Annotated in this window: 18 protein-coding genes; 13 read left to right on the top strand and 5 right to left on the bottom strand. The window is 61.5% G+C overall.

The genetic code is table 11. From position 1 onward, the window contains the following. Nucleotides 1–190 precede the first annotated feature (190 nt). Nucleotides 191–682 carry a histidine kinase gene (locus J3B00_RS20715; protein WP_348635969.1) on the bottom strand — a complete coding sequence of 164 codons (492 nt, stop codon included), beginning with the start codon at nucleotides 680–682 and terminating at the stop codon, nucleotides 191–193. A gap of 333 nt (nucleotides 683–1,015) precedes the next feature. On the opposite strand from J3B00_RS20715, the gene J3B00_RS20710 reads away from it, so the two are divergent. Further along, on the top strand, nucleotides 1,016–1,951 hold the full coding sequence (locus J3B00_RS20710; protein ID WP_209871183.1) for a chemotaxis protein CheV: 936 nt from the start codon (nucleotides 1,016–1,018) through the stop codon (nucleotides 1,949–1,951). 62 nt (nucleotides 1,952–2,013) lie between these two features. Then, nucleotides 2,014–2,817, top strand: a complete 804-nt coding sequence (locus tag J3B00_RS20705; RefSeq protein ID WP_209871180.1) for an MOSC domain-containing protein — start codon at nucleotides 2,014–2,016, stop codon at nucleotides 2,815–2,817. A gap of 901 nt (nucleotides 2,818–3,718) precedes the next feature. On the opposite strand, the gene J3B00_RS20700 is transcribed toward J3B00_RS20705, so the two are convergent. Then, nucleotides 3,719–5,647, bottom strand: a complete 1,929-nt coding sequence (locus J3B00_RS20700) for a transglycosylase SLT domain-containing protein (RefSeq protein ID WP_209871177.1) — start codon at nucleotides 5,645–5,647, stop codon at nucleotides 3,719–3,721. Between the two features lie 215 nt (nucleotides 5,648–5,862). Between J3B00_RS20700 and J3B00_RS20695 the strand changes: the two genes are divergently transcribed. Beyond that, nucleotides 5,863–7,791 carry an ATP-binding cassette domain-containing protein gene (locus J3B00_RS20695; protein ID WP_209871174.1) on the top strand — a complete coding sequence of 643 codons (1,929 nt, stop codon included), beginning with the start codon at nucleotides 5,863–5,865 and terminating at the stop codon, nucleotides 7,789–7,791. A 191-nt stretch (nucleotides 7,792–7,982) separates the two neighbouring features. On the opposite strand, the gene J3B00_RS20690 is transcribed toward J3B00_RS20695, so the two are convergent. Continuing rightward, entirely contained in the window at nucleotides 7,983–8,429 is a 447-nt protein-coding gene (locus J3B00_RS20690) for a universal stress protein (RefSeq protein WP_209871171.1), read from the bottom strand. Between the two features lie 110 nt (nucleotides 8,430–8,539). Between J3B00_RS20690 and J3B00_RS20685 the strand changes: the two genes are divergently transcribed. From J3B00_RS20685 to J3B00_RS20655, 7 genes are all read left to right on the top strand, one after another. Then, nucleotides 8,540–8,977 (top strand): hypothetical protein, encoded by a 438-nt coding sequence (locus J3B00_RS20685; RefSeq protein WP_209871168.1) that lies wholly within the window; start codon nucleotides 8,540–8,542, stop codon nucleotides 8,975–8,977. Between the two features lie 490 nt (nucleotides 8,978–9,467). Next, nucleotides 9,468–11,615 carry a fatty acid oxidation complex subunit alpha FadB gene (gene fadB / locus J3B00_RS20680; protein WP_209871165.1) on the top strand — a complete coding sequence of 716 codons (2,148 nt, stop codon included), beginning with the start codon at nucleotides 9,468–9,470 and terminating at the stop codon, nucleotides 11,613–11,615. Nucleotides 11,616–11,646: 31 nt separating this feature from the next. Next, nucleotides 11,647–12,822, top strand: a complete 1,176-nt coding sequence (gene fadA / locus J3B00_RS20675; RefSeq protein ID WP_209871162.1) for an acetyl-CoA C-acyltransferase FadA — start codon at nucleotides 11,647–11,649, stop codon at nucleotides 12,820–12,822. Between the two features lie 78 nt (nucleotides 12,823–12,900). After that, nucleotides 12,901–13,152, top strand: a complete 252-nt coding sequence (locus J3B00_RS20670; RefSeq protein WP_209871159.1) for a DUF1653 domain-containing protein — start codon at nucleotides 12,901–12,903, stop codon at nucleotides 13,150–13,152. Between the two features lie 100 nt (nucleotides 13,153–13,252). Next, nucleotides 13,253–15,865: a type I DNA topoisomerase gene (gene topA, locus J3B00_RS20665; RefSeq protein ID WP_209871156.1), complete on the top strand. Its 2,613-nt coding sequence runs from the start codon at nucleotides 13,253–13,255 to the stop codon at nucleotides 15,863–15,865. Between the two features lie 156 nt (nucleotides 15,866–16,021). Beyond that, nucleotides 16,022–16,543 carry a DUF6586 family protein gene (locus tag J3B00_RS20660; protein WP_209871153.1) on the top strand — a complete coding sequence of 174 codons (522 nt, stop codon included), beginning with the start codon at nucleotides 16,022–16,024 and terminating at the stop codon, nucleotides 16,541–16,543. 50 nt (nucleotides 16,544–16,593) lie between these two features. Further along, on the top strand, nucleotides 16,594–16,827 hold the full coding sequence (locus tag J3B00_RS20655) for a hypothetical protein (RefSeq protein WP_011534820.1): 234 nt from the start codon (nucleotides 16,594–16,596) through the stop codon (nucleotides 16,825–16,827). A 51-nt stretch (nucleotides 16,828–16,878) separates the two neighbouring features. On the opposite strand, the gene sulA is transcribed toward J3B00_RS20655, so the two are convergent. Beyond that, nucleotides 16,879–17,355, bottom strand: coding sequence for an SOS-induced cell division inhibitor SulA (gene sulA, locus J3B00_RS20650; RefSeq protein WP_209871150.1), 477 nt, complete (start codon nucleotides 17,353–17,355; stop codon nucleotides 16,879–16,881). A gap of 13 nt (nucleotides 17,356–17,368) precedes the next feature. Continuing rightward, nucleotides 17,369–17,977: a transcriptional repressor LexA gene (gene lexA, locus J3B00_RS20645; RefSeq protein ID WP_209871147.1), complete on the bottom strand. Its 609-nt coding sequence runs from the start codon at nucleotides 17,975–17,977 to the stop codon at nucleotides 17,369–17,371. A 287-nt stretch (nucleotides 17,978–18,264) separates the two neighbouring features. Here lexA and J3B00_RS20640 point away from each other — a divergent pair, with 287 nt between their 5' ends. Genes J3B00_RS20640 through nagZ form a run of 3 tightly spaced genes read left to right on the top strand, consistent with a single transcriptional unit; the run spans nucleotide 18,265 to nucleotide 20,207 of the window. Continuing rightward, nucleotides 18,265–18,972 (top strand): TetR/AcrR family transcriptional regulator, encoded by a 708-nt coding sequence (locus J3B00_RS20640; protein ID WP_209871144.1) that lies wholly within the window; start codon nucleotides 18,265–18,267, stop codon nucleotides 18,970–18,972. Between the two features lie 47 nt (nucleotides 18,973–19,019). Next, nucleotides 19,020–19,172 (top strand): hypothetical protein, encoded by a 153-nt coding sequence (locus J3B00_RS20635; protein WP_209871141.1) that lies wholly within the window; start codon nucleotides 19,020–19,022, stop codon nucleotides 19,170–19,172. Between the two features lie 36 nt (nucleotides 19,173–19,208). Then, the gene (gene nagZ, locus J3B00_RS20630) at nucleotides 19,209–20,207 is read left to right on the top strand and encodes a beta-N-acetylhexosaminidase (RefSeq protein WP_209875056.1); all 999 of its coding nucleotides are present in this window, start codon (nucleotides 19,209–19,211) and stop codon (nucleotides 20,205–20,207) included. The last annotated feature ends 197 nt before the right edge of the window (nucleotides 20,208–20,404 follow it).

Here is a 20,404-nt window from a genome sequence, read left to right as displayed (position 1 = left end):
GCTGGGTTGGTAGAGTGCTGTTGGCGGGTGCTGGCGATATGCCCGTACTGCAACTAAGCGTTAGCCGCTTTTGGATACATTGCGTAAAAACATCAGCAACTTTCAGCGGATTGCCGGCAAATTCGGTTACACGGCCTTACATCCGCTTACATAAGCTTAATAGAGAGCACGTAGCAGTGAATAACGCTGATCATTGGCGGCGGGTCGAGTGATCATTGTTTTGATCAGTCGCGATGGGATGGCTGCAGGCGTGGCATGGCGCACACGTTTGCGCGGGGGGTTGTTCAAGCACGTTTGTCAGTGCGTCAAGCAGTTGGGTTTGCTCGCTGGTGTCGAGGTTGAGGCGCCCGGTCTGAGGGTCGACCAGTTCCAGTTGCCAGGCCAGCAGATCAAGGCAGGCCTGTACGTGTGGCAATACGTCGGGCAACAGGTGCCCATGGCAGCAGACCGGGGCGAGCAGGTTACGCAGGGCGAACGTGTAATCAGCGACTTCAATCAGGCCCAAGCTGTCGGCACGCACGGCGAGGTTGGCCAGCGTGTCATCCAGGCAGCGGCAGGCATCAGCGTCGTTGACGATCAGGTGCAGGTGCTGCAGGCACTCATCGGCTGTGTTCAGCCAGACCTGCGCATTCAGCAGAAAGTCCTGCAGTACGCTGGGGGGCAGCGGAGTGCTGTCCATCATGGTCGTCCAGCAGGCTGGACAGCAGCAGTGAAGGGGCACACCGGGACAATCGCTAACAAAAGCCTGACTCCGTTCATGCAATGAGAATGGCGTCACATTAATGGCTAAAGGATATCGCGAACATCAGGTTGCGCCCGATTGCCATCTAGGGGAAACCCTGATAGGCGTGTGTCGGCTGCGGTGCGGGGGAGGAAGTGGCACGAGTTAATCATGATGGTAAAGTGATATCAATTGCCCGGCAGGCATTTTCCTCGCGGGGTCAAGCTGGGCCGAAGTCCGCCGATACAGGGCGGATGATCACATTTTTACCGACTCAAGCCTGGGGGCTTTGCAATGGCTGGCATTCTCGACACTGTAGACCAACGTACGCAACTGGTAGGTGAGAACCGGCTGGAAATTCTGATGTTCCGCCTGGCAGGTCGCCAGTTGTTCGCGATCAACGTGTTCAAGGTCCAGGAAGTCCTGCAACTGCCCAAACTGACCCTGATGCCGCAGCGCCATGCCTTCGTCTGTGGCGTGGTCAACTTGCGCGGCCAGACCCTGCCGGTGATAGATCTGTCCCAGGCAATCGGCATGCGCCCGCTGCAGCCAGGGCCAGACAGCACCATCATCGTCACCGAATACAACCGCTCGGTGCAGGCTTTCCTGGTGGGCGGTGTCGATCGGATCGTCAACATGAACTGGGAGGCGATCATGCCGCCGCCGACCAGCGCCGGGCGTCAGCACTACCTGACGGCGATTACCAAGGTCGAGGAGCAGTTGGTCGAGATCATCGACGTCGAGAAGGTGCTGGCAGAGATCGTGCCGTACAACGCCAAGGTTTCCGGCGACAAGCTGGCCGATCCGGTCCTGGCCCGTGCCCGTGGGCGCGAGGTGCTGCTGGTCGATGACTCCAGCGTGGCCCTGGCGCAGTTGCGTGACACCTTGTCCCAATTGGGGGTCAAGCTGCATGTGGCCAGTGATGGCCTGAAGGCCCTGCGCATGCTCAAGGCATGGGCTGATGCGGGCGAGGACCTCTGCGAGAAGTTGCTGATGATCTTCACCGATGCGGAAATGCCCGAGATGGACGGTTATCGGCTGACCACCGAGATTCGCGCTGATGCGCGCCTGCGCGGGCTTTACGTGGTGCTGCACACGTCGTTGTCGGGCAGTTTCAACGAATCGATGGTGAAGAAGGTCGGTTGCGACAATTTCCTTTCCAAGTTCCAGCCCGACCGCCTGGTGGATGTCGTGCGTCAACGTTTGCTGCTCGACCACGCACCGGTGTGATGACTGCACATGGCCTGCCGGGTATAAGCTAGGGGTTTTCGACTGGCAGCAGGCGGGCAGGGATGTTTTTAAGTGCGTTGTATCGGTATCCGGTGAAGTCGTGCCAGGCGCAGAGCCTGGAGGTTTGTACAGTCGACTCGCTGGGCTTGCGTGGGGATCGACGCTGGCTGGTGGTAGAGGCGTCGAATGGGCGCTTTCTCACCCAGCGCGCCTGGCCGCGCCTTACCCAGCTTCGGGCCAGCCTTGGTGAAACCGGGCAGTTGCTGCTGGAGACCCCAGGGCAGGCACCGCTGGAAGTGGCGGTGCCGGGTGCCGACGACGATCTGCGCGGCGTTACCATCTGGCGCGACACCCTGCGCGTGCCGGATGCCGGTGATGAGGCCGCGGCATGGCTCAGCGAGTTGCTTGGCAAGCCTGTACGGCTGGTGTATTGCCCTGAGCAACGGGCGCGTTACCTGCCCAGTGGCTACGGCGTGAACAGTGATCGGGCGGCGTTTCCGGACGGTTTTCCGTTATTGCTGATTGGTCAGGGTTCGCTGGACGAGCTCAATCGGCGGATCGGGCGGGACATGCAGATGCTGCGGTTTCGGCCCAACCTGGTGGTGCAGGGCGCTGAGCCGTTTGCCGAGGATGGCTGGAAGCGGATTCGCATTGGCGACCTGACGTTTCGGCTGCTCAAGCCAAGTGTACGCTGCATCCTGACGACACTTGACCCGCAGACCGGTGAGCGCAGTGCTGATCGGGAGCCTTTGGCTACCTTGAAGACCTTCCGCGAGCGTGAGGGGGATGTGCTGTTTGGGCAGAACCTGGCGGTGGATGGCAGTGGGGAGGTTGCGCTGGGGATGGGGGTTGAGGTGCTGGAATAGCGTTGGTAGGGCCGCCCGGTTCATAAAAAGGTTCTTCGTGGATTGTCGGGGACGTTGGGGCTTGTGGGTTGGGGGCTTATCCATTTGATGTGGTGGGTTTTCTGGCCCCTTCCGCCCTTACGGCGGGTCACTTTTTTTCTTGGAAAAAAGTAACCAAAAACCGCTTGCTCCATCATACGGCCCTTCGCTGCGCTACGGGTTCCCTCGCTCCGGTCTTGCTCCGGGAGGACCGCGCTGTACGGCCCATCCTGGGCCTCAGCGCTTTCCGGCCATCCATGGCCTCCACCTCCCTACGCAAGACCTGCGCTCGGCCTCCTGAAGTCGCTGGTAGATCAAAAGCAAGATCAAGATCAACAGCCAGGGCAACGGCTGGCGAATCGCTGCGCTCTCGCTTTGTTTACTTACCAGCGGATTTGTGGGGTGGCTGGCAGGGCTGCGCCCTGCGATTTGCATTGGCTGTACCGGCCTCTTCGCGGGACAAGTCCGCTCCTACAGGTACAGCGCCGAATTCAAAATCTGCGCCGACCCTGTAGGAGCGGGCTTGCCCCGCGAAGAGGCCCGAATATCCACCACACCTGCCACTATCGAAGACAACGCCAGCCCAGGCGCCACCCGTAACTTCGCGACGTCAGGAGGCCGAGTGGAGGTCTTGCGCAGGGAGGTGGAGGCCATGGATGGCCGGAAAGCGCTGAGGCCCAGGAGGGGCCGTACAGCGCGGTCCTCCCGGAGCAAGACCGGAGCGAGGGGGCCCGGAGCGCAGCGGAGGGCCGGATGCAGGAGCAGGCGGTTTTTGGGTACTTTTTTCCAAGACAAAAAGTGACCCGCCGTAAGGGCGGAAGGGGCCATAAGCGTCATCACATCAAATGGATAAGCCCACAATCCCTAAAGCCAACCCAACGGCTCACATGTCGTCAAAATACCGCTCATGCCAATCCACCAAAGGCTGCGGCGAGTTCAGCTTCTGCCCGTAGATCACCGAATACGACAGCACGTTCTGCACGTACTGGCGCGTCTCATCAAACGGAATCGACTCAACCCACACATCGAAACTCAGGTGCTTGGCGCCCTTGAGCCACTGCCGCACGCGCCCAGGCCCGGCGTTATACGCTGCCGAAGCCAACACCCGATTGCCGTTGAACTGCCCATGTACCTGGCTCAGGTACGCCGCACCCAGCTGGATGTTCTTGTCCGGATTGAGCACCTGCGCCGGTGAGGCCAATGGAATGCTGAATTTGCGCGCAGTCTCCTTGGCCGTCGCCGGCATCAACTGCATCAGGCCGCTGGCGCCGACCGGCGAGCGTGCATCTTCCATAAAAGCACTTTCTTGGCGGGTAATGGCAAACACCCAGCTCGAATGCAGCCCGCGCACCTTGGCCTCACGCACCAGGGTATCGCGGTGGGCCATGGGGAAGCGGATGTCCAGGTCATCCCAGTACTTCGCCTGGCTGATGGTACGAATCGCCGGGAAGTACCAGCGCAGGTCATAGGCCAGGCGCGCCTGGGCGACCATCTCGTCACGGTTGAAGTGGCGGCTGACGTGGTACCACTCACGCCGCCCCTCGACGATCTGCCCGCGTGCATGGAACTCCAGGGCACGGCGCACCCCTGGCGTGTTGCGGACCTTGTTCAGCAACTGCGGGCTGAGCAACAGCGGCTTGTTGTTCAGCTGGTACGGTGTCTGCGCCCGGTCGGCGGCCAGGAAGCCATAGAAGTCACGCTCGCGCGCCACGCCCTTGTACAGCAGCGGGATCTGCGGGTTGTTCGGCTGCGCCAGCTCGAGGCTGCGCGCTTGCCAGTAGCGCCAGCGGCTGCTGCTGGCGAGTTCCTCAGGCAAGCGTTTGGTCAGCGCGTAAGCGTCGTCCCAGCGGCCCAGGCGCAGCAGCAGGCGCAAGCGCCATTCAGTGACGGTATTGTCGCGCAGCTCGGGGTCGTAACGGGTCATCAGGTCGAGCGCGCGCGGGTCATAACGGCGTGCCAGGGTCAGGCCGATTTCGCGGGCGATGGCAACTTTTTCGTCGCGCGAGAAGTGCATGCGCTGGGCATAGTCGTCGAGCAGTGTCATCGCCTGCTCAGGGTTCTGCCGGGCCAGGCGACGCAGGCCAAGGCTGACCACATCGGACATCGCTTCGTTGACCGGGGTGAAGCGCGACGGCTGGTTGAGCTGTTCAGGCTTTTGCGCCACGTCGATCAGCAGTTTGCCCTGCGGGCCGAGGCTGGTCAGGCTCTGCACCAGGCTGTTGGCCAGGGCGTAGTTACGCGCCTGAGCGGCCAGCTTGGCCCGCTCCCAGCGCTTGGCTTCGGTCAGCTGGCCTTCAGCGGCCCACATGGCGAACAGCGCATCGCAGGCTGCGGGCTGCGACTTGCCGACGTTCCACAGCTTCTCGGCGCTGGCAAAGCCTTCGGCGCGCTTGCCGTGGCTCAGCAAGTACTGGCCGTTGAGGCAGTCCAGCTCGGTAAAGTTGAGCTTGGGGTCGTAATACTTGACGAAGGTGCTCCAGTCGCCGCGTTCGGCTTGCCAGCGCAACCAGCGCAGCTTCATCCAGTTGGCCTGGGGCAGGTCGCCGTGCTTGGCAAGGAAACCTTCGATTTCTTCGTTGCTGGCGTTTTTCAGGCGAGCCGTGAGCTCGTCGTACGCCAGGTAAGGGGTCAGCGGATAGTCACTGAGGGCCTGCGCGTAGCGCAGGTAGGGGCCCTTGTCGCCCTTGGCCAGGGCACGCTTGGCCTCGTCGTAGTACTGACGTTGCTGGCTGAGATCGAGGGCCTGTGCCGCACCTGCGGTGGCGACAGAGAGCAGCAGGCAGGAAGTAATCTGTAACAGGCGGCTGCGCATGATACGTCCGGGCAGTTAAACCATGGGAAAGTGACGGCGAGGCCAGCACTGTTGTAGGGGTTAGCTTAGCCGTTTGCCGGCTGTGGGTGAAAGCACTGCGGTTGTATCCCGCTGTTAAGTTTGACCGGATGTCGCAAAGCGTCGAGGCAGGCGTTGACTTGATGCCGGAAAGGGTCAAGTCAGGTAGAATACGCGCCCGGTTTTTGGAGATGAACATGACCCTGCTCAAATTAAGCGATGTGTCCCTCGCGTTCGGCGCCATGCCGCTGCTGGACAAGGTTTCCTGGCAGATCGCCCGAGGTGAGCGGGTGTGCATCATCGGCCGCAACGGCACTGGCAAGTCGAGCATGCTGCGCCTGATCAAGGGCGAGCAGAAGCCTGACGATGGTGCCATCTGGCGGGCCCCGGCGCTGAAGATCGGCGAATTGCCGCAGGAGTTGCCGGTGGCCGACGAACGCACCGTATTCGATGTGGTGGCGGCAGGTCTTGATGGTGTCGGCGAGCTTCTCGCGCAGTACCACCACCTCAGCCAGAACATCCACAACGACGAAGACCTGGACAAGCTGATGCACGTCCAGCACGAGCTTGAAGCCCGCGATGGCTGGCGTCTGCAGCAAGTGGTCGACAGCACCCTGAGCCGCCTGCAACTGCCGGCCGACAAGACCCTGGCCGAGCTTTCCGGTGGCTGGCGCCGTCGCGTCCTGCTGGCCCAGGCGCTGGTCTCCGAGCCAGATCTGCTGCTGCTCGACGAGCCGACCAACCACCTGGACATCGGCGCGATCGCCTGGCTGGAAGAAGCGCTCAACGGCTTCAACGGCGCCGTGCTGTTCATCACCCACGACCGGTCGTTCCTGCAGAACCTGGCCAACCGCATCCTGGAACTGGACCGCGGCGGCCTGATCGACTGGAATGGCGACTACGCCAGCTTCCTCGTGCACAAAGAGGCCGCATTGGCCGCAGAAGAGACTGCCAACGCGTTGTTCGACAAGCGCCTGGCTCAGGAAGAAGTGTGGATCCGCCAGGGCATCAAGGCCCGCCGCACCCGTAACGAAGGCCGTGTGCGTGCGTTGAAGGCACTGCGTGTGGAGCGTGGCGAGCGCCGCGAGCGTCAGGGCAAGGCCAACATCCTCATCGAATCGGCGGAAAAATCCGGCAAGCAGGTGATGGTGCTGGAGAACGTCAGTTTCCACCATCCAACTGGGCCGATGCTGGTCAAGGACTTCTCCATGGTCCTGCAGCGTCAGGACCGTATCGGTCTGCTGGGCGCCAACGGTACCGGCAAGACCACCTTGCTCAAGCTGATGCTCGGTGATCTGCAGCCGACCTCCGGCAAGGTCGAGAGCGGTACCAAGCTTGAAGTGGCCTACTTCGACCAGATGCGCCACCAGCTCGACCTGGAAAAGACCGTGATCGAGAACCTGGCCGAGGGCCGTGATTTCATCGAAATCGACGGTCAGAACCGCCACGTTCTGAGCTATCTGGGCGACTTCCTGTTCAGCCCGCAGCGTGCTCGCACGCCGGTCAAGGCGCTGTCCGGCGGCGAGCGGGCGCGTCTGCTGCTGGCCAAGCTGTTCAGCAAGCCGGCCAACCTGCTGGTACTCGACGAACCGACCAACGACCTCGACGTGGAAACCCTCGAGTTGCTCGAAGAGGTGCTGTGCAACTACAAGGGCACGGTACTGATGGTCAGCCACGACCGGGCCTTCCTCGACAACGTGGTCACTAGCACGCTGGTGTTCGAAGGCGAGGGCAAGGTACGTGAGTATGTCGGCGGCTATGAAGACTGGATTCGTCAGGGCGGCTCGCCGAAGCTGCTCGGCGTCACCGAGAGCAAGGGTGGCAAGTCTGAGCTGAACAGCGCCGTGGTCGAAAAGACCGCGCAAGAGCAGGCACCGGTGGCTGCTGCACCGGCGGCCGACGCCAACAAGAAGAAGCTCAGCTACAAGCTGCAGCGCGAGCTGGAAGCGTTGCCAGGTCAGATCGATGTGATCGAGAAGGCCATGGCCAAGCTGCAGGACGAGGTCGCTTCGGCGAGTTTCTATCAGCGGCCGATTGGCGAGACTTCGGCGGTGCTGGCCAAGCTCGAGGCGCTGCAGGCTGATCTGGATGTGCTGGTGGAGCGTTGGGCTGAGCTGGAGGGCTGAGCCCCCGCTAACCCTGTAGGAGATCGCTCAGAGAACTGAGCCCGCAAGCGCGCTACGTAACCTGTAGGAGCGGGCTTGCCCCGCGAAGAGGCCTGTCCCGCCACCATGGTGCATGGCACCGGCTTCGCCGGTTTCGCGGGTCAAGTCGCAGCGGCGCAGCGCCGCTCCTGCAGGGGAGCGGGCTCAGGTCATCACTCCTTCTCTTTTTTCAGCAAACGCACCGCCAGCACGTCGCACGGAGCACCGTGCAGCACATCGTTGGCGGTGGAGCCCAACAGCAGCGCCAGGCCATGGCGGCCGTGGCTGCCTACCACGATCAGGTCGCAGCGCTGGTCTTTGGCCAGTTGATGAATCTCCTGGCGCGGCTGGCCGTAGACCAGGTGCGAGTCGCCGCGGTTGATGTCCGGATACTTGTTGTACAGGCGCTCCATGCGCTCCTTGGCCTGGTCGAACTGCTGCTGTTGCAGCTGCGACAGGTCCATCGGCACGTCACCACCAAAGGCCATCGCCATCGGTTCGACGATATGCACGAGGGAAACCTTTGCGCCGCTGGCCAGAGCGATCGCCTTGGCGCGCTTGATCACCGGGTCGCATTCTTCGGTCAGGTCGACGGCAACCAGAAGATGTTCGTAGGACATGGGTGGTACTCCTGACAATCGCAATAAGTAGAAGTATGGTCGCTTTCGCGCCGATTACCGTACAACCTGGCTAACCAGCTCATTTGCAACGCTTTATGGGATCTACAGATATGACGGTATGGCTAGTGGTGTCAATCCTTGCGCTGATTCTCAGTCCGCTGGCCTGGCTGCGTCCATCGCGTAAACAGAGCGAACAGATGAGCCTGCGCCTGGCTGGTCGGCGCCTTGGCCTGGCCATGCAGCTTGCTCCGCAGCAGTGGCCGCACTGGTTGGAGAAGGAGCCACCAAGCCCTTGCCCGCAGTACCATCGCGCCCGGCGCAAGGGGCGTGACGACTGCTGGGCGTATTGGCAGGTGAGTCCGGGCGTTTGGCTGAACAAGTGGCGCGAGCCCTGCGAAGAGCCGCGCCTGATCGAGGCATTTGCCCGGCTGCCTGACAATGTCTACCTGATCGAGGCCGGCAACCAGATGATCGCCTTGTACTGGGGTGAGCGCGGCGATGAATCTGTGTTGCAGGATATTGCCCAAACCCTGGAAGCCCTGGCTTAACCACCCCCTATAACGACATCGCGGGGCAAGTCCGCTCCCACTATGCGTGGGAGTGGACTTGCCCCGCGATGCGTTCTGCTGCCGCAGAAAGGCCAGGCAGGCCGGGATACATTCAACTCGCCTCTCAATATAGCCGCCCTGGTTGAGTTTGCATCACGGCGATTGCAGATTTTTCCACCTTGGCGCGGTCTATCGCTGGCATGAATGTTCAGCGATCACTGTCATCAAGGTCGGTACCCCAACGTTACAAAATGACCGGAAAGTCGCGTTTTCAGCCTGCTAGCGAGCATTTGACAATGGCGATCTTTTCGGAGAATGTGTGCGTACCCAAATCAAACGGGCGTATGAATTGAGCGTTTGTATGTCAGACCGTTCATGCGAAACCCGACTCTCGCGCTGACGGGTGTGCCTGGAGAAGGCGCTGTGCAGACAGCGTTTGCGCCAGCGTCCGGCGTGTACAGTTCAGCTTCCATATCGTGGAGATCAGTTGATGATTTACGAAGGTAAAGCCATCACGGTTAAGGCTCTTGAAAGCGGCATCGTCGAACTGAAGTTCGACCTCAAGGGTGAGTCCGTCAACAAGTTCAACCGCCTGACCCTGGACGACCTGCGTCAGGCCGTGGCCGCCATCAAGGGCGATGCTTCGGTCAAGGGCGTGATCGTCAGCAGTGGCAAGGACGTGTTCATCGTCGGCGCCGACATCACCGAATTCGTCGACAACTTCAAGCTGCCCGAGGCCGAGCTGGTCGCCGGCAACCTCGAAGCCAATCGCATCTTCAATGACTTCGAAGACCTCGGCGTGCCAACCGTCGCCGCGATCAACGGCATTGCCCTGGGTGGCGGGTTGGAAATGTGCCTGGCCGCCGATTACCGGGTCATGTCCAACACGGCCAAGATTGGCCTGCCGGAAGTCAAGCTGGGCATCTACCCAGGCTTTGGCGGTACCGTGCGTCTGCCACGCCTGATCGGCTCGGACAACGCCATCGAGTGGATCGCCGCCGGCAAGGAAAACCGTGCCGAGGACGCCCTCAAGGTCGGCGCCGTCGACGCCGTGGTCGCGCCCGAACTGCTCCAGGCGGCCGCGCTCGACCTGATCAAGCGCGCCATCAGTGGCGAGCTCGACTACAAGGCCAAGCGCCAGCCGAAGCTGGAAAAGCTCAAGCTCAACGCCATCGAGCAGATGATGGCCTTCGAAACCGCCAAGGGTTTCGTTGCGGGCCAGGCTGGGCCGAACTACCCGGCGCCGGTCGAAGCCATCAAGACCATCCAGAAAGCCGCCAACTTCGGCCGTGACAAGGCCCTCGAAGTCGAGGCCGCGGGTTTTGCCAAGCTGGCCAAGACGTCTGTCGCGGAAAGCCTGATCGGGTTGTTCCTCAACGATCAGGAGCTCAAGCGCAAGGCCAAGGCACATGACCAGATCGCGCACGACGTGAAGCAGGCCGCCGTGCTTGGCGCCGGCATCATGGGTGGCGGCATCGCCTACCAGTCGGCGGTCAAAGGTACGCCGATCCTGATGAAGGACATCCGCGAGGATGCCATTCAGCTGGGTCTCAACGAAGCTTCCAAGCTGCTTGGCAACCGTGTCGAGAAAGGTCGTTTGACCCCGGCGAAGATGGCCGAAGCGCTCAATGCGATCCGCCCGACCTTGTCCTACGGCGATTTCGCCAACGTCGACATCGTCGTCGAAGCCGTGGTCGAGAACCCCAAGGTCAAGCAAGCCGTGCTGGCTGAAGTCGAAGGCCAGGTCAAGGAAGACGCGATCCTCGCCTCCAACACCTCGACCATCTCCATCAACCTGTTGGCCAAGGCGCTCAAGCGTCCGGAAAACTTCGTCGGCATGCACTTCTTCAACCCGGTGCACATGATGCCGCTGGTGGAAGTGATCCGCGGTGAGAAGTCCAGCGAAGTGGCGGTGGCGACCACCGTTGCCTACGCCAAGAAAATGGGCAAGAACCCGATCGTGGTCAACGATTGCCCGGGCTTTTTGGTCAACCGTGTGCTGTTCCCGTACTTCGGCGGTTTTGCCAAGCTGGTCAGCGCGGGTGTCGACTTCGTGCGTATCGACAAGGTCATGGAAAAGTTCGGCTGGCCGATGGGCCCGGCCTACCTGATGGACGTGGTCGGCATCGACACCGGCCACCATGGTCGCGATGTGATGGCTGAAGGCTTCCCGGACCGCATGAAGGACGATCGCCGCTCTGCGGTCGATGCCCTGTACGAGGCCAACCGCCTCGGCCAGAAGAACGGTAAGGGCTTCTACGCCTACGAAACCGACAAGCGCGGCAAGCCGAAGAAGGTTGCCGACGCAACGGTGCTCGAGGTGCTCAAGCCAATCGTCTTCGAACAGCGCGAGGTCAGCGATGAAGAGATCATCAACTGGATGATGATCCCATTGTGCCTGGAGACCGTCCGTTGCCTGGAAGACGGCATCGTCGAGACCGCTGCCGAGGCCGACATGGGTCTGGTCTACGGGATCGGCTTCCCTCCCTTCCGTGGGGGCGCGCTGCGCTACATCGACTCGATCGGGGTCGCTGAGTTCGTCGCCCTGGCTGACCAGTACGCCGACCTGGGGCCGCTGTACCACCCCACTGCGAAGCTGCGCGAAATGGCCAAGACCGGCCAGCGCTTCTTCAACTGAGCGCCCAACGAGCTAGAGCGAGAGATTTGATATGAGCCTGAATCCAAGAGACGTGGTGATTGTCGACTTCGGTCGTACCCCGATGGGTCGTTCCAAGGGTGGCATGCACCGCAACACCCGCGCCGAAGACATGTCCGCGCACCTGATCAGCAAACTGCTGGAACGCAACGACAAGGTCGACCCGAAAGAAGTCGAAGATGTCATCTGGGGCTGCGTCAACCAGACCCTGGAGCAGGGCTGGAACATCGCCCGCATGGCCTCGCTGATGACGCCGATCCCGCACACCTCGGCCGCGCAGACCGTCAGCCGCCTGTGTGGCTCGTCGATGAGCGCGCTGCACACTGCCGCCCAGGCGATCATGACCGGCAACGGTGATGTGTTCGTCATCGGCGGTGTCGAGCACATGGGCCACGTCAGCATGATGCACGGTGTCGACCCTAACCCGCACATGTCGCTGTATGCGGCAAAAGCTTCGGGTATGATGGGCCTGACCGCGGAAATGCTCGGCAAGATGCATGGCATCAGCCGTGAGCAGCAGGATGCGTTTGGCGTCCGTTCGCACCAGCTCGCCCACAAGGCGACGCTCGAGGGTAAGTTCAAGGACGAAATCATCCCGATGCAGGGTTATGACGAAAACGGTTTCCTCAAGGTCTTTGACTACGATGAAACCATCCGTCCTGATACTACCCTGGAAAGCCTGGCGGCGCTCAAGCCCGCCTTCAACCCCAAAGGTGGTACGGTAACCGCAGGCACGTCGTCGCAGATTACCGACGGTGCCTCGTGCATGATCGTCATGTCCGGCCAGCGCGCCATGGACCTGGGGATCCAGCCCCTGGCCGTACTGCGCTCCATGGCGGTTGCCGGCGTCGACCCAGCAATCATGGGCTACGGCCCGGTGCCGTCGACCCAGAAAGCCCTCAAGCGCGCCGGCCTGAGCATGGCCGATATCGACTTCATCGAGCTCAACGAAGCCTTCGCTGCACAGGCCCTGCCAGTGCTGAAAGATCTGAAAGTGCTCGACAAGATGAATGAGAAGGTTAACCTGCACGGCGGCGCCATTGCTTTGGGTCATCCGTTTGGTTGCTCCGGTGCACGTATTTCCGGCACCTTGCTCAACGTCATGAAGCAGAATGGCGGTACCCTGGGCGTCGCCACCATGTGTGTCGGCCTGGGCCAAGGCATTACCACTGTCTTCGAACGCGTCTGATCGCGGCGCAAGACAGCAGCCGGGGCCATGTGCCCCGGTTTTTGTTTTTTACAGGATTTGTTCAAGAGGGTGAGCGACATGCACATACAGCCAGGCGTATACCGGCATTACAAAGGGCCTGAGTATCGTGTGTTCGGCGCTGCGCAGCACTCCGAGACCGAAGAGTGGCTGGTCTTCTACCAATGCCTGTATGGTGAATACGGGCTGTGGGTACGACCGCTTTCGATGTTTCTCGAGTCGGTCGAGGTTGACGGCGAGCAGGTGCCACGCTTTGCTTTGGTCAAGGCCGAAGCAGGGCAGTTCGGGCAGCCTGGCGCAAGCACCGGTTAGACGACCGCGCTTGACCTCACCCTGTTGCCACTATATATAGCGGTGCCGCGTGCGGCACCTGACGCGTTTTTAATTTTCAGATTCAGGAATACTCCGATCCATGGGCAAATCGCTGGTCATTGTGGAATCCCCGGCCAAGGCCAAGACCATCAACAAGTACTTGGGCAGCCAGTACGTGGTGAAGTCGAGTATCGGCCACATCCGTGACCTCCCCACCAGCGGTTCGGCCAGCGCCAGTAAGGAGCCGGCGGCCAAGCGTGGCAAGGCTGCGGCGGCTGATGCGCCGGTTCTGACGCCGAAAGAAAAGGCCCGTCGCCAGTTGGTGGCGCGCATGGGCGTCGATCCGGATGCCGGCTGGAAGGCCAAGTACGAGATCTTGCCTGGCAAGGAAAAGGTCATCGAAGAACTGCGTCGCCTGGCCAAAGACGCCGACACCATCTATCTCGCGACCGACTTGGACCGCGAGGGGGAGGCGATCGCCTGGCACCTGCGCGAAGCCATCGGTGGCGACGACACCCGCTACAAGCGCGTGGTGTTCAACGAAATTACCAAAAAGGCCATCCAGGAGGCGTTCTCGCAGCCTGGCGAGCTGGACATCGATCGGGTCAACGCCCAGCAGGCGCGACGCTTCCTTGATCGGGTAGTGGGCTATATGGTCTCGCCACTGCTGTGGTCGAAGATCGCCCGCGGCCTGTCCGCCGGCCGTGTGCAGTCGGTTGCGGTGAAGCTGGTAGTCGAGCGTGAGCGCGAGATTCGTGCGTTCAACCCCGAAGAATACTGGGAAGTGCACGCTGACCTGGGCACTGCCAAGGACGCCAAGGTCCGCTTCGACGTGGCGCGCGAGAAGGGTGAAGCCTTCAAGCCGCTGAACGAAGCCCAGGCCATGGCAGCGCTGGACAAGCTCAAGGCCTCCAGCTACAGCGTGGCCAAGCGCGAAGACCGGCCCACCAGCAGCAAGCCGTCTGCGCCGTTCATCACTTCGACCCTGCAGCAGGCGGCGAGCAATCGCCTCGGCTACGGCGTGAAGAAGACCATGATGATGGCCCAGCGTCTGTACGAAGCCGGCTACATCACCTACATGCGTACCGACTCGACCAACCTTTCGGTCGATGCCGTGGAGATGGCGCGCAGCTACATCGAGCGTGAATTCGGCAAGCAGTACCTCCCAGAGGCGCCGATCGTTTACGGTAGCAAGGCTGGCGCACAAGAGGCCCACGAAGCCATTCGTCCCTCTGATGTCGCCACTCACCCTACCAAGCTGACGGGCATGGAGCGTGACGCCGAGCGCCTGTACGAGCTGATCTGGCGCCAGTTCCTCGCCTGCCAGATGCCACCTGCGCAATACCTCTCGACCAGCGTCACGGTCAATGCTGGCGACTTCGAGTTGCGTGCCAAGGGCCGTATCCTCAAGTTCGACGGTTACACCCGTGTACTGCCCCAGCAAAGCAAGCCCGGCGAAGACGACGTGCTGCCAGACATGGCGCAGGGCGAGGTGCTCAAGCTGATCAAGCTTGACCCGAGCCAGCACTTCACCAAGCCGCCAGCGCGCTTCACTGAAGCCAGTCTGGTCAAGGAAATGGAAAAACGCGGTATCGGTCGCCCGTCGACCTACGCAGCGATCATTTCCACCATCCAGGACCGCGGCTACGTGACCCTGCACAACCGCCGCTTCTACTCCGAGAAGATGGGTGACATCGTCACCGAGCGTCTCTCCGAGAGCTTCTCCAACCTGATGGACTACGGCTTCACCGCCGGCATGGAAGAGAATCTCGATGACGTGGCTCAGGGCGAGCGTGACTGGAAGAACGTTCTCGACGAGTTCTACGGTGATTTCAGCAAGAAGTTGCTGACCGCCGAGTCTTCGGAAAACGGCATGCGTGCCAACCAGCCGACCATGACCAATATTCCGTGCAAGGAATGCGGTCGGCCGATGATGATTCGGACCGCCTCTACCGGCGTGTTCCTCGGCTGTTCGGGTTACTCCCTGCCGCCAAAAGAGCGTTGCAAGGCAACGGTCAACCTGGTGCCGGGCGACGAGATTGCCGCGGACGACGAGGGCGAGTCGGAATCGCGCGTGCTGCTCGGCAAGCATCGCTGCCCGGTCTGCGCCACGGCGATGGACGCTTACCTGCTGGACGAGAAGCACAAGCTGCACATCTGCGGTAACAACCCGGATTGCGTGGGCTACGAGATCGAGCAAGGTAGCTACCGGATCAAGGGTTACGAAGGCCCGAGCCTGGAGTGCGACAAGTGCGGCAGCGAGATGCAGTTGAAGACCGGCCGTTTCGGCAAGTTCTTCGGTTGCACCAATCCTGAGTGCAAGAACACCCGCAAGCTGCTCAAGAGCGGTGAGGCAGCGCCGCCGAAGATGGACAAGGTGAACATGCCGGAGCTCAAGTGCGAAAAGGTCGACGACACCTATGTGTTGCGTGACGGCGCTTCGGGGTTGTTCCTGGCGGCCAGCCAGTTCCCGAAAAACCGTGAGACTCGCGCTCCGCTGGTGTTGGAGATCCTCCCGCACAAGCACGAGATCGATCCGAAGTATCACTTCCTGTGCGATGCGCCAGCCAAAGACCCAGAAGGTCGTCCGGCGGTGATTCGTTACAGCCGCAAGACCAAGGAGCAGTACGTGCAGTCCGAGGTCGACGGCAAGCCGACTGGCTGGAAGGCGTTCTACGACGGTAATGCGTGGAAGGTCGAAGACAAGCGCTGATCACCACCGTCGCCAATCGCGGGGCAAGCCCGCTTCCACGCGATCATCAAGAGTGGGTGGAGGCAGGCTTGCCCCGCGATGCTTTTAGGCTTGCGATAAAGGGCAGTGATACCTGAAACTGGCTTATCGCATCGCAGCCTCGGGAGGGCACTCGAAATGGCCCAGGAACTCTACACCCGCACCAACCAGAAACTGTTCTTCGCCGGCCTCGCGCTGGAGTCCATGGCCAAGGCCGAACAAAGCCGGGCAATGAATGCCCAAGGCCTGATCCAGGCTGAGCGTGAGTCGGCGCTCTTTCACCTGTATGGCGCGTTGCTGGGTTTGTGTCACGAGATCGCCGGTTTCTATCGTCTGCCCCAGGCAAACGCTGCGCGGGCGGAGCTGCTGCTCAACGATGAAGTGCTAATCAGCGTAGCGATTCCGGAGATGGCCGAGATGCTTGAACTGGCCCGACAATCGGAAACGTGGCTGGCGCAATTGCTTGCCGCTTATGCCGATTTGTTCCGACCACCTGTCGCCAAGAAAGCCCCTAAAACCGACGTTACCCAGCCGCTTATCCAGGCCATCAACCTTGACCAGGCCGAGCAGCCTGCGCTGTCGCGCGATGAGTTGGAGCGCTGGAGAAAAGATCTCAAGGACCTGGTGCGTCGCTTCCGTGACGCGTTGAGTGAGTGCTGATACGGCCCATGGCTGGTACAATGCTGGCCTTTCGTGGAGAACAGCCTTTTATGTCGACGTCCTTTCTTGAAATTGTAGAGTTGCCTGATGGCCGGATCGAGCTGCGTCGCGCCGAAGACGAAGGCTCTTTGGTAACGCTGGATTTCTCCGAGGACGCCAAGGCATTCCTGCAGGGTCAGCACGTGGAAGTGGCCAAGGCCATGTTGAGCGTTGGCGTGCAGATGGCCGGCAAGCTGGTCGAGGGGGACTTTGAGCGTGATGAAGGGCCGCGCGTTCTGCACTGAGTGCACCGCGCCCCTACACGATAGCGATGAACTCCAGGCAAAGCCTGAACATCAGCCGAGGCGGATGTTCAGGCTTTGTGCGTTTCCGGCGTCAGCCGCGCGGATCAGCTGCTGACGTGTGTTGACGTTGAGGTTGCCCAGCCAGCTGACCACGGTGTGGCTGTGGCCGAGGCGCAAGGCCTCGCAGGCCAGTTGCAGGGCGCTCTGATTGCCTCCAGGCTGCAACAGCAGGATGCGCTCGCGATTGAGCCCTGCATCGCGCAGCCAGGCCTGGGTCAGGCTGGAGGGTGGGGCGATCAGCGTCAGCCAGCGCGCATCCACTTTTTCGCTGAGTTCGCGCAGTACAGGCGCCAGCAGGCTCTGGCAGTGACCTGGCGCACCGCGCAAGGCCAGTTCGCTGAACCGCTCGGGCTGGCTGTTCTTGCGCGCTAGGGCGCTGGCTTTCAGGCCTGGCAGCACCGGTTCGGCCAGAAAGGCTTCGAACAGGGGCAACTGGGCGGATTGCGGTGCGTGGATGAACTGCTGCATGACGCCTCCTGGATCAGCGGCGAATGACGCCGACGCTCAAGCCCTCGATAACCAGATCCTGTTGTTTCAGGTCGACTTCGATAGGGGCGAATTCTGGGTTCTCGGCGAGCAGCCAGACCTTGCTGCCTTCGCGCTTGAAGCGCTTGACGGTGACTTCATCACCGATGCGGGCGACTACGATCTGACCGTTGCGTGCTTCGCGGCAGGTGTGAACCGCCAGCAGGTCGCCGTCAAAGATGCCGACGTCCTTCATGCTCATGCCGTGCACGCGCAACAGGTAGTCGGCGGGCGGATGGAAGAAGCCAGGGTTGATGTTGCAGGATTGCTCGATGTGCTGCTCGGCAAGGATCGGCGCACCGGCAGCAACCCGGCCGATGATCGGCAGGCCGCTTTCTTCGGTCTTGGTCTCGTGGCCGGGGATGCGGATACCGCGAGAAGCGCCTGGCGTCATCTCGATGGCACCCTTGCGGGCAAGGGCCTTGAGGTGCTCTTCAGCGGCATTGGGAGATTTGAACCCCAGCTCCTGAGCGATCTCCGCACGCGTTGGCGGAAAGCCGTTGTCGTCGAGGCAGCGTTTGATGAAAGCCAGAATCTCGGCTTGGCGTGGCGTCAGTTTCAGCATGGCGAGCGCTCTGTCTTTTTATACAGTGACTGGGATTATATACAGTAGAAAGTTGCCTGCAAGCTGAAAGCGTGAAGAAAAGCCGGAATACGCGCACGGCAGCTTTCGAGCTCGGCCTGCGGGGTTTTCCGGGGTTATGATGGAGCCCGCGCATCGTGGCGCTTGCAGCTTCTGGCCGAGGGCTTTTAAATGGCGACCGCCGGGTCACCGAGCCTTGACAGATGACAGCCTGAAACGTATGTTTCAAACAACTGTTTGTCAGGCCCTTCCCGGAGTAGTGAGTAGTCATGGCCCAATCGGAAACCGTTGAGCGCATTCTCGATGCTGCCGAGCAGCTGTTCGCGGAGAGGGGGTTCGCGGAAACCTCGTTGCGGCTTATCACCAGCAAGGCTGGGGTCAACCTGGCGGCGGTGAACTACCACTTCGGCTCCAAGAAGGCCCTGATCCAGGCCGTCTTCTCGCGTTTCCTCGGCCCGTTCTGCGCCAGCCTCGAGCGCGAACTGGAGCGTCGCCAGGCGCGTCCCGAGAATAAGCCAAGCCTTGAAGAGCTGCTGGAAATGCTCGTCGAGCAGGCCCTGGTGGTGCAGCCACGCAGCAACAACGACCTGTCGATCTTCATGCGCCTGCTGGGCCTGGCCTTCAGTCAGAGCCAAGGGCACCTGCGCCGCTACCTCGAAGACATGTACGGCAAGGTTTTCCGCCGCTACATGCTGCTGGTCAACGAAGCCGCGCCACGTATTCCGCCGATCGAACTGTTCTGGCGCGTGCACTTCATGCTCGGTGCTGCCGCGTTCAGCATGTCCGGGATCAAGGCGCTGCGGGCCATCGCCGAGACCGATTTCGGCATCAATACTTCAATTGAGCAGGTCATGCGCCTGATGGTGCCGTTCCTGGCGGCCGGCATGCGCGCCGACACTGGCGTCAGCGACCCGGCCATGGCCACGGCGCAGTTGCGCCCGCGCAGCAAATCCACCGGCGCTCCCGCCAAGGCCTGAGCCTGCGGTGCTGGGCTGGGTCGCTCGCTTGGGCTAAGCTAGCGGCCATGCCCGGCCTCGATTTCCTGCACACCTCCCTTGCTGTTCAATGCCTCTACGGGTTCTTCCGTGGGCGGTCGTGTGTGCGCCAGGTGCCGCTCGCGCACGTGCAGCCCCATGGTTCGGTGCGCATCGACGAGGCGGCCCAGATTATTCAATGAAAGACATCGCATGAAGGACTTTCCATGACTGCCAGCCTGCAAGGCTCCCTGATGGTCGACATCGCCGGTCACTGGCTGACCGCCGAGGATCGGCAGCTTCTGCGCCAGCCCGAAGTGGCTGGCCTGATCATCTTCGCCCGTAACATCGACAGCCCGCGTCAGGTGCGCGAGCTGTGCGCGTCGATTCGCGCGATCCGCCCTGAGCTGATCCTGGCTGTGGATCAGGAGGGCGGTCGGGTTCAGCGTCTGCGCCAGGGTTTTGTGCGCCTCCCTGCCATGCGCGCGATTGCCGATAACGACAATGCCGAGTACCTGGCTGAACAATGCGGTTGGCTGATGGCGACCGAGGTGCTGGCGGTGGGTCTGGACCTGAGCTTTGCGCCGGTGCTGGATCTTGACCATCAGCGTAGCGCGGTGGTTGGCAGTCGTGCCTTCGAAGGTCACCCCGAGCGGGCTACGCAACTGGCCGGGGCGTTTATCCGTGGCATGAACGCGGCGGGCATGGCCGCGTGTGGCAAACACTTCCCGGGGCATGGCTGGGCCGAGGCGGATTCGCATGTGGCGATCCCGACCGACGAGCGTAACCTGGAGCAGTTGCGCCAGGCTGACCTGGTGCCGTTTACCCGCCTGAGCGGCCAGTTGGCGGCGGTGATGCCGGCGCATGTGATCTATCCGCAGATCGACAATCAGCCGGCCGGCTTCTCGCGGCGCTGGTTGCAGGACATCTTGCGCGGTGAACTGGGCTTTGACGGGGTGATCTTCAGTGATGACCTGTCCATGGCTGGCGCGCATGTGGTCGGTGACGCGGCGAATCGGATCGAGGCGGCGTTGAGTGCTGGCTGTGACATGGGCCTGGTGTGTAATGACCGGGCAGCGGCGGAACTGGCGTTGACCGCGGCGCAGCGATTGAAGGTGAAGCCTTCGCCGCGGATCGCTGGCATGCGTGGGCGTGGTTTTGCGCGTACCGATTATCGTCAGCAGCCGCGCTGGCTGGAGGCGTTGCGGGCATTGAAGGACGCCCAACTGGTCGATTGATAGCGTGCCGGGGGCGCTTTGCGCCCCTTTCGCGACACAAGGCTCCCACAAAATACAGCGCCAGTCTTGAGGTGCGCGCGGCCTCTGTGGGAGATTCTGTCTGGCACAGAACCTAAAAGTTAGCGCGATCACTGTGGGAGCGGTCTTGTGTCGCGAAATGAGGGCGCAGCCCTCACCGGTATCACCTCCAGATACGA

This window comes from Pseudomonas sp. BP8 (assembly GCF_017875955.1).
Taxonomy (GTDB): domain Bacteria; phylum Pseudomonadota; class Gammaproteobacteria; order Pseudomonadales; family Pseudomonadaceae; genus Aquipseudomonas.
Note: the sequence above shows the minus strand (reverse complement) of the source record. Positions and strands in the feature narration are given on the sequence as shown.

Bases quoted from the DNA above. Each gene is read 5' to 3' on its own strand.
- lexA (WP_209871147.1), bottom strand. From the start codon at position 17,977: ATGCTGAAACTGACGCCACGCCAAGCCGAGATTCTGGCTTTCATCAAA.
- fadB (WP_209871165.1), top strand. From the start codon at position 9,468: ATGATTTACGAAGGTAAAGCCATCACGGTTAAGGCTCTTGAAAGCGGC.
- J3B00_RS20690 (WP_209871171.1), bottom strand. From the start codon at position 8,429: ATGTCCTACGAACATCTTCTGGTTGCCGTCGACCTGACCGAAGAATGC.
- J3B00_RS20655 (WP_011534820.1), top strand. From the start codon at position 16,594: ATGTCGACGTCCTTTCTTGAAATTGTAGAGTTGCCTGATGGCCGGATC.
- fadA (WP_209871162.1), top strand. From the start codon at position 11,647: ATGAGCCTGAATCCAAGAGACGTGGTGATTGTCGACTTCGGTCGTACC.
- topA (WP_209871156.1), top strand. From the start codon at position 13,253: ATGGGCAAATCGCTGGTCATTGTGGAATCCCCGGCCAAGGCCAAGACC.
- J3B00_RS20640 (WP_209871144.1), top strand. From the start codon at position 18,265: ATGGCCCAATCGGAAACCGTTGAGCGCATTCTCGATGCTGCCGAGCAG.
- J3B00_RS20685 (WP_209871168.1), top strand. From the start codon at position 8,540: ATGACGGTATGGCTAGTGGTGTCAATCCTTGCGCTGATTCTCAGTCCG.
- J3B00_RS20715 (WP_348635969.1), bottom strand. From the start codon at position 682: ATGATGGACAGCACTCCGCTGCCCCCCAGCGTACTGCAGGACTTTCTG.
- J3B00_RS20660 (WP_209871153.1), top strand. From the start codon at position 16,022: ATGGCCCAGGAACTCTACACCCGCACCAACCAGAAACTGTTCTTCGCC.
- J3B00_RS20700 (WP_209871177.1), bottom strand. From the start codon at position 5,647: ATGCGCAGCCGCCTGTTACAGATTACTTCCTGCCTGCTGCTCTCTGTC.
- sulA (WP_209871150.1), bottom strand. From the start codon at position 17,355: ATGCAGCAGTTCATCCACGCACCGCAATCCGCCCAGTTGCCCCTGTTC.
- J3B00_RS20635 (WP_209871141.1), top strand. From the start codon at position 19,020: ATGCCCGGCCTCGATTTCCTGCACACCTCCCTTGCTGTTCAATGCCTC.
- J3B00_RS20710 (WP_209871183.1), top strand. From the start codon at position 1,016: ATGGCTGGCATTCTCGACACTGTAGACCAACGTACGCAACTGGTAGGT.
- J3B00_RS20705 (WP_209871180.1), top strand. From the start codon at position 2,014: ATGTTTTTAAGTGCGTTGTATCGGTATCCGGTGAAGTCGTGCCAGGCG.
- J3B00_RS20670 (WP_209871159.1), top strand. From the start codon at position 12,901: ATGCACATACAGCCAGGCGTATACCGGCATTACAAAGGGCCTGAGTAT.
- J3B00_RS20695 (WP_209871174.1), top strand. From the start codon at position 5,863: ATGACCCTGCTCAAATTAAGCGATGTGTCCCTCGCGTTCGGCGCCATG.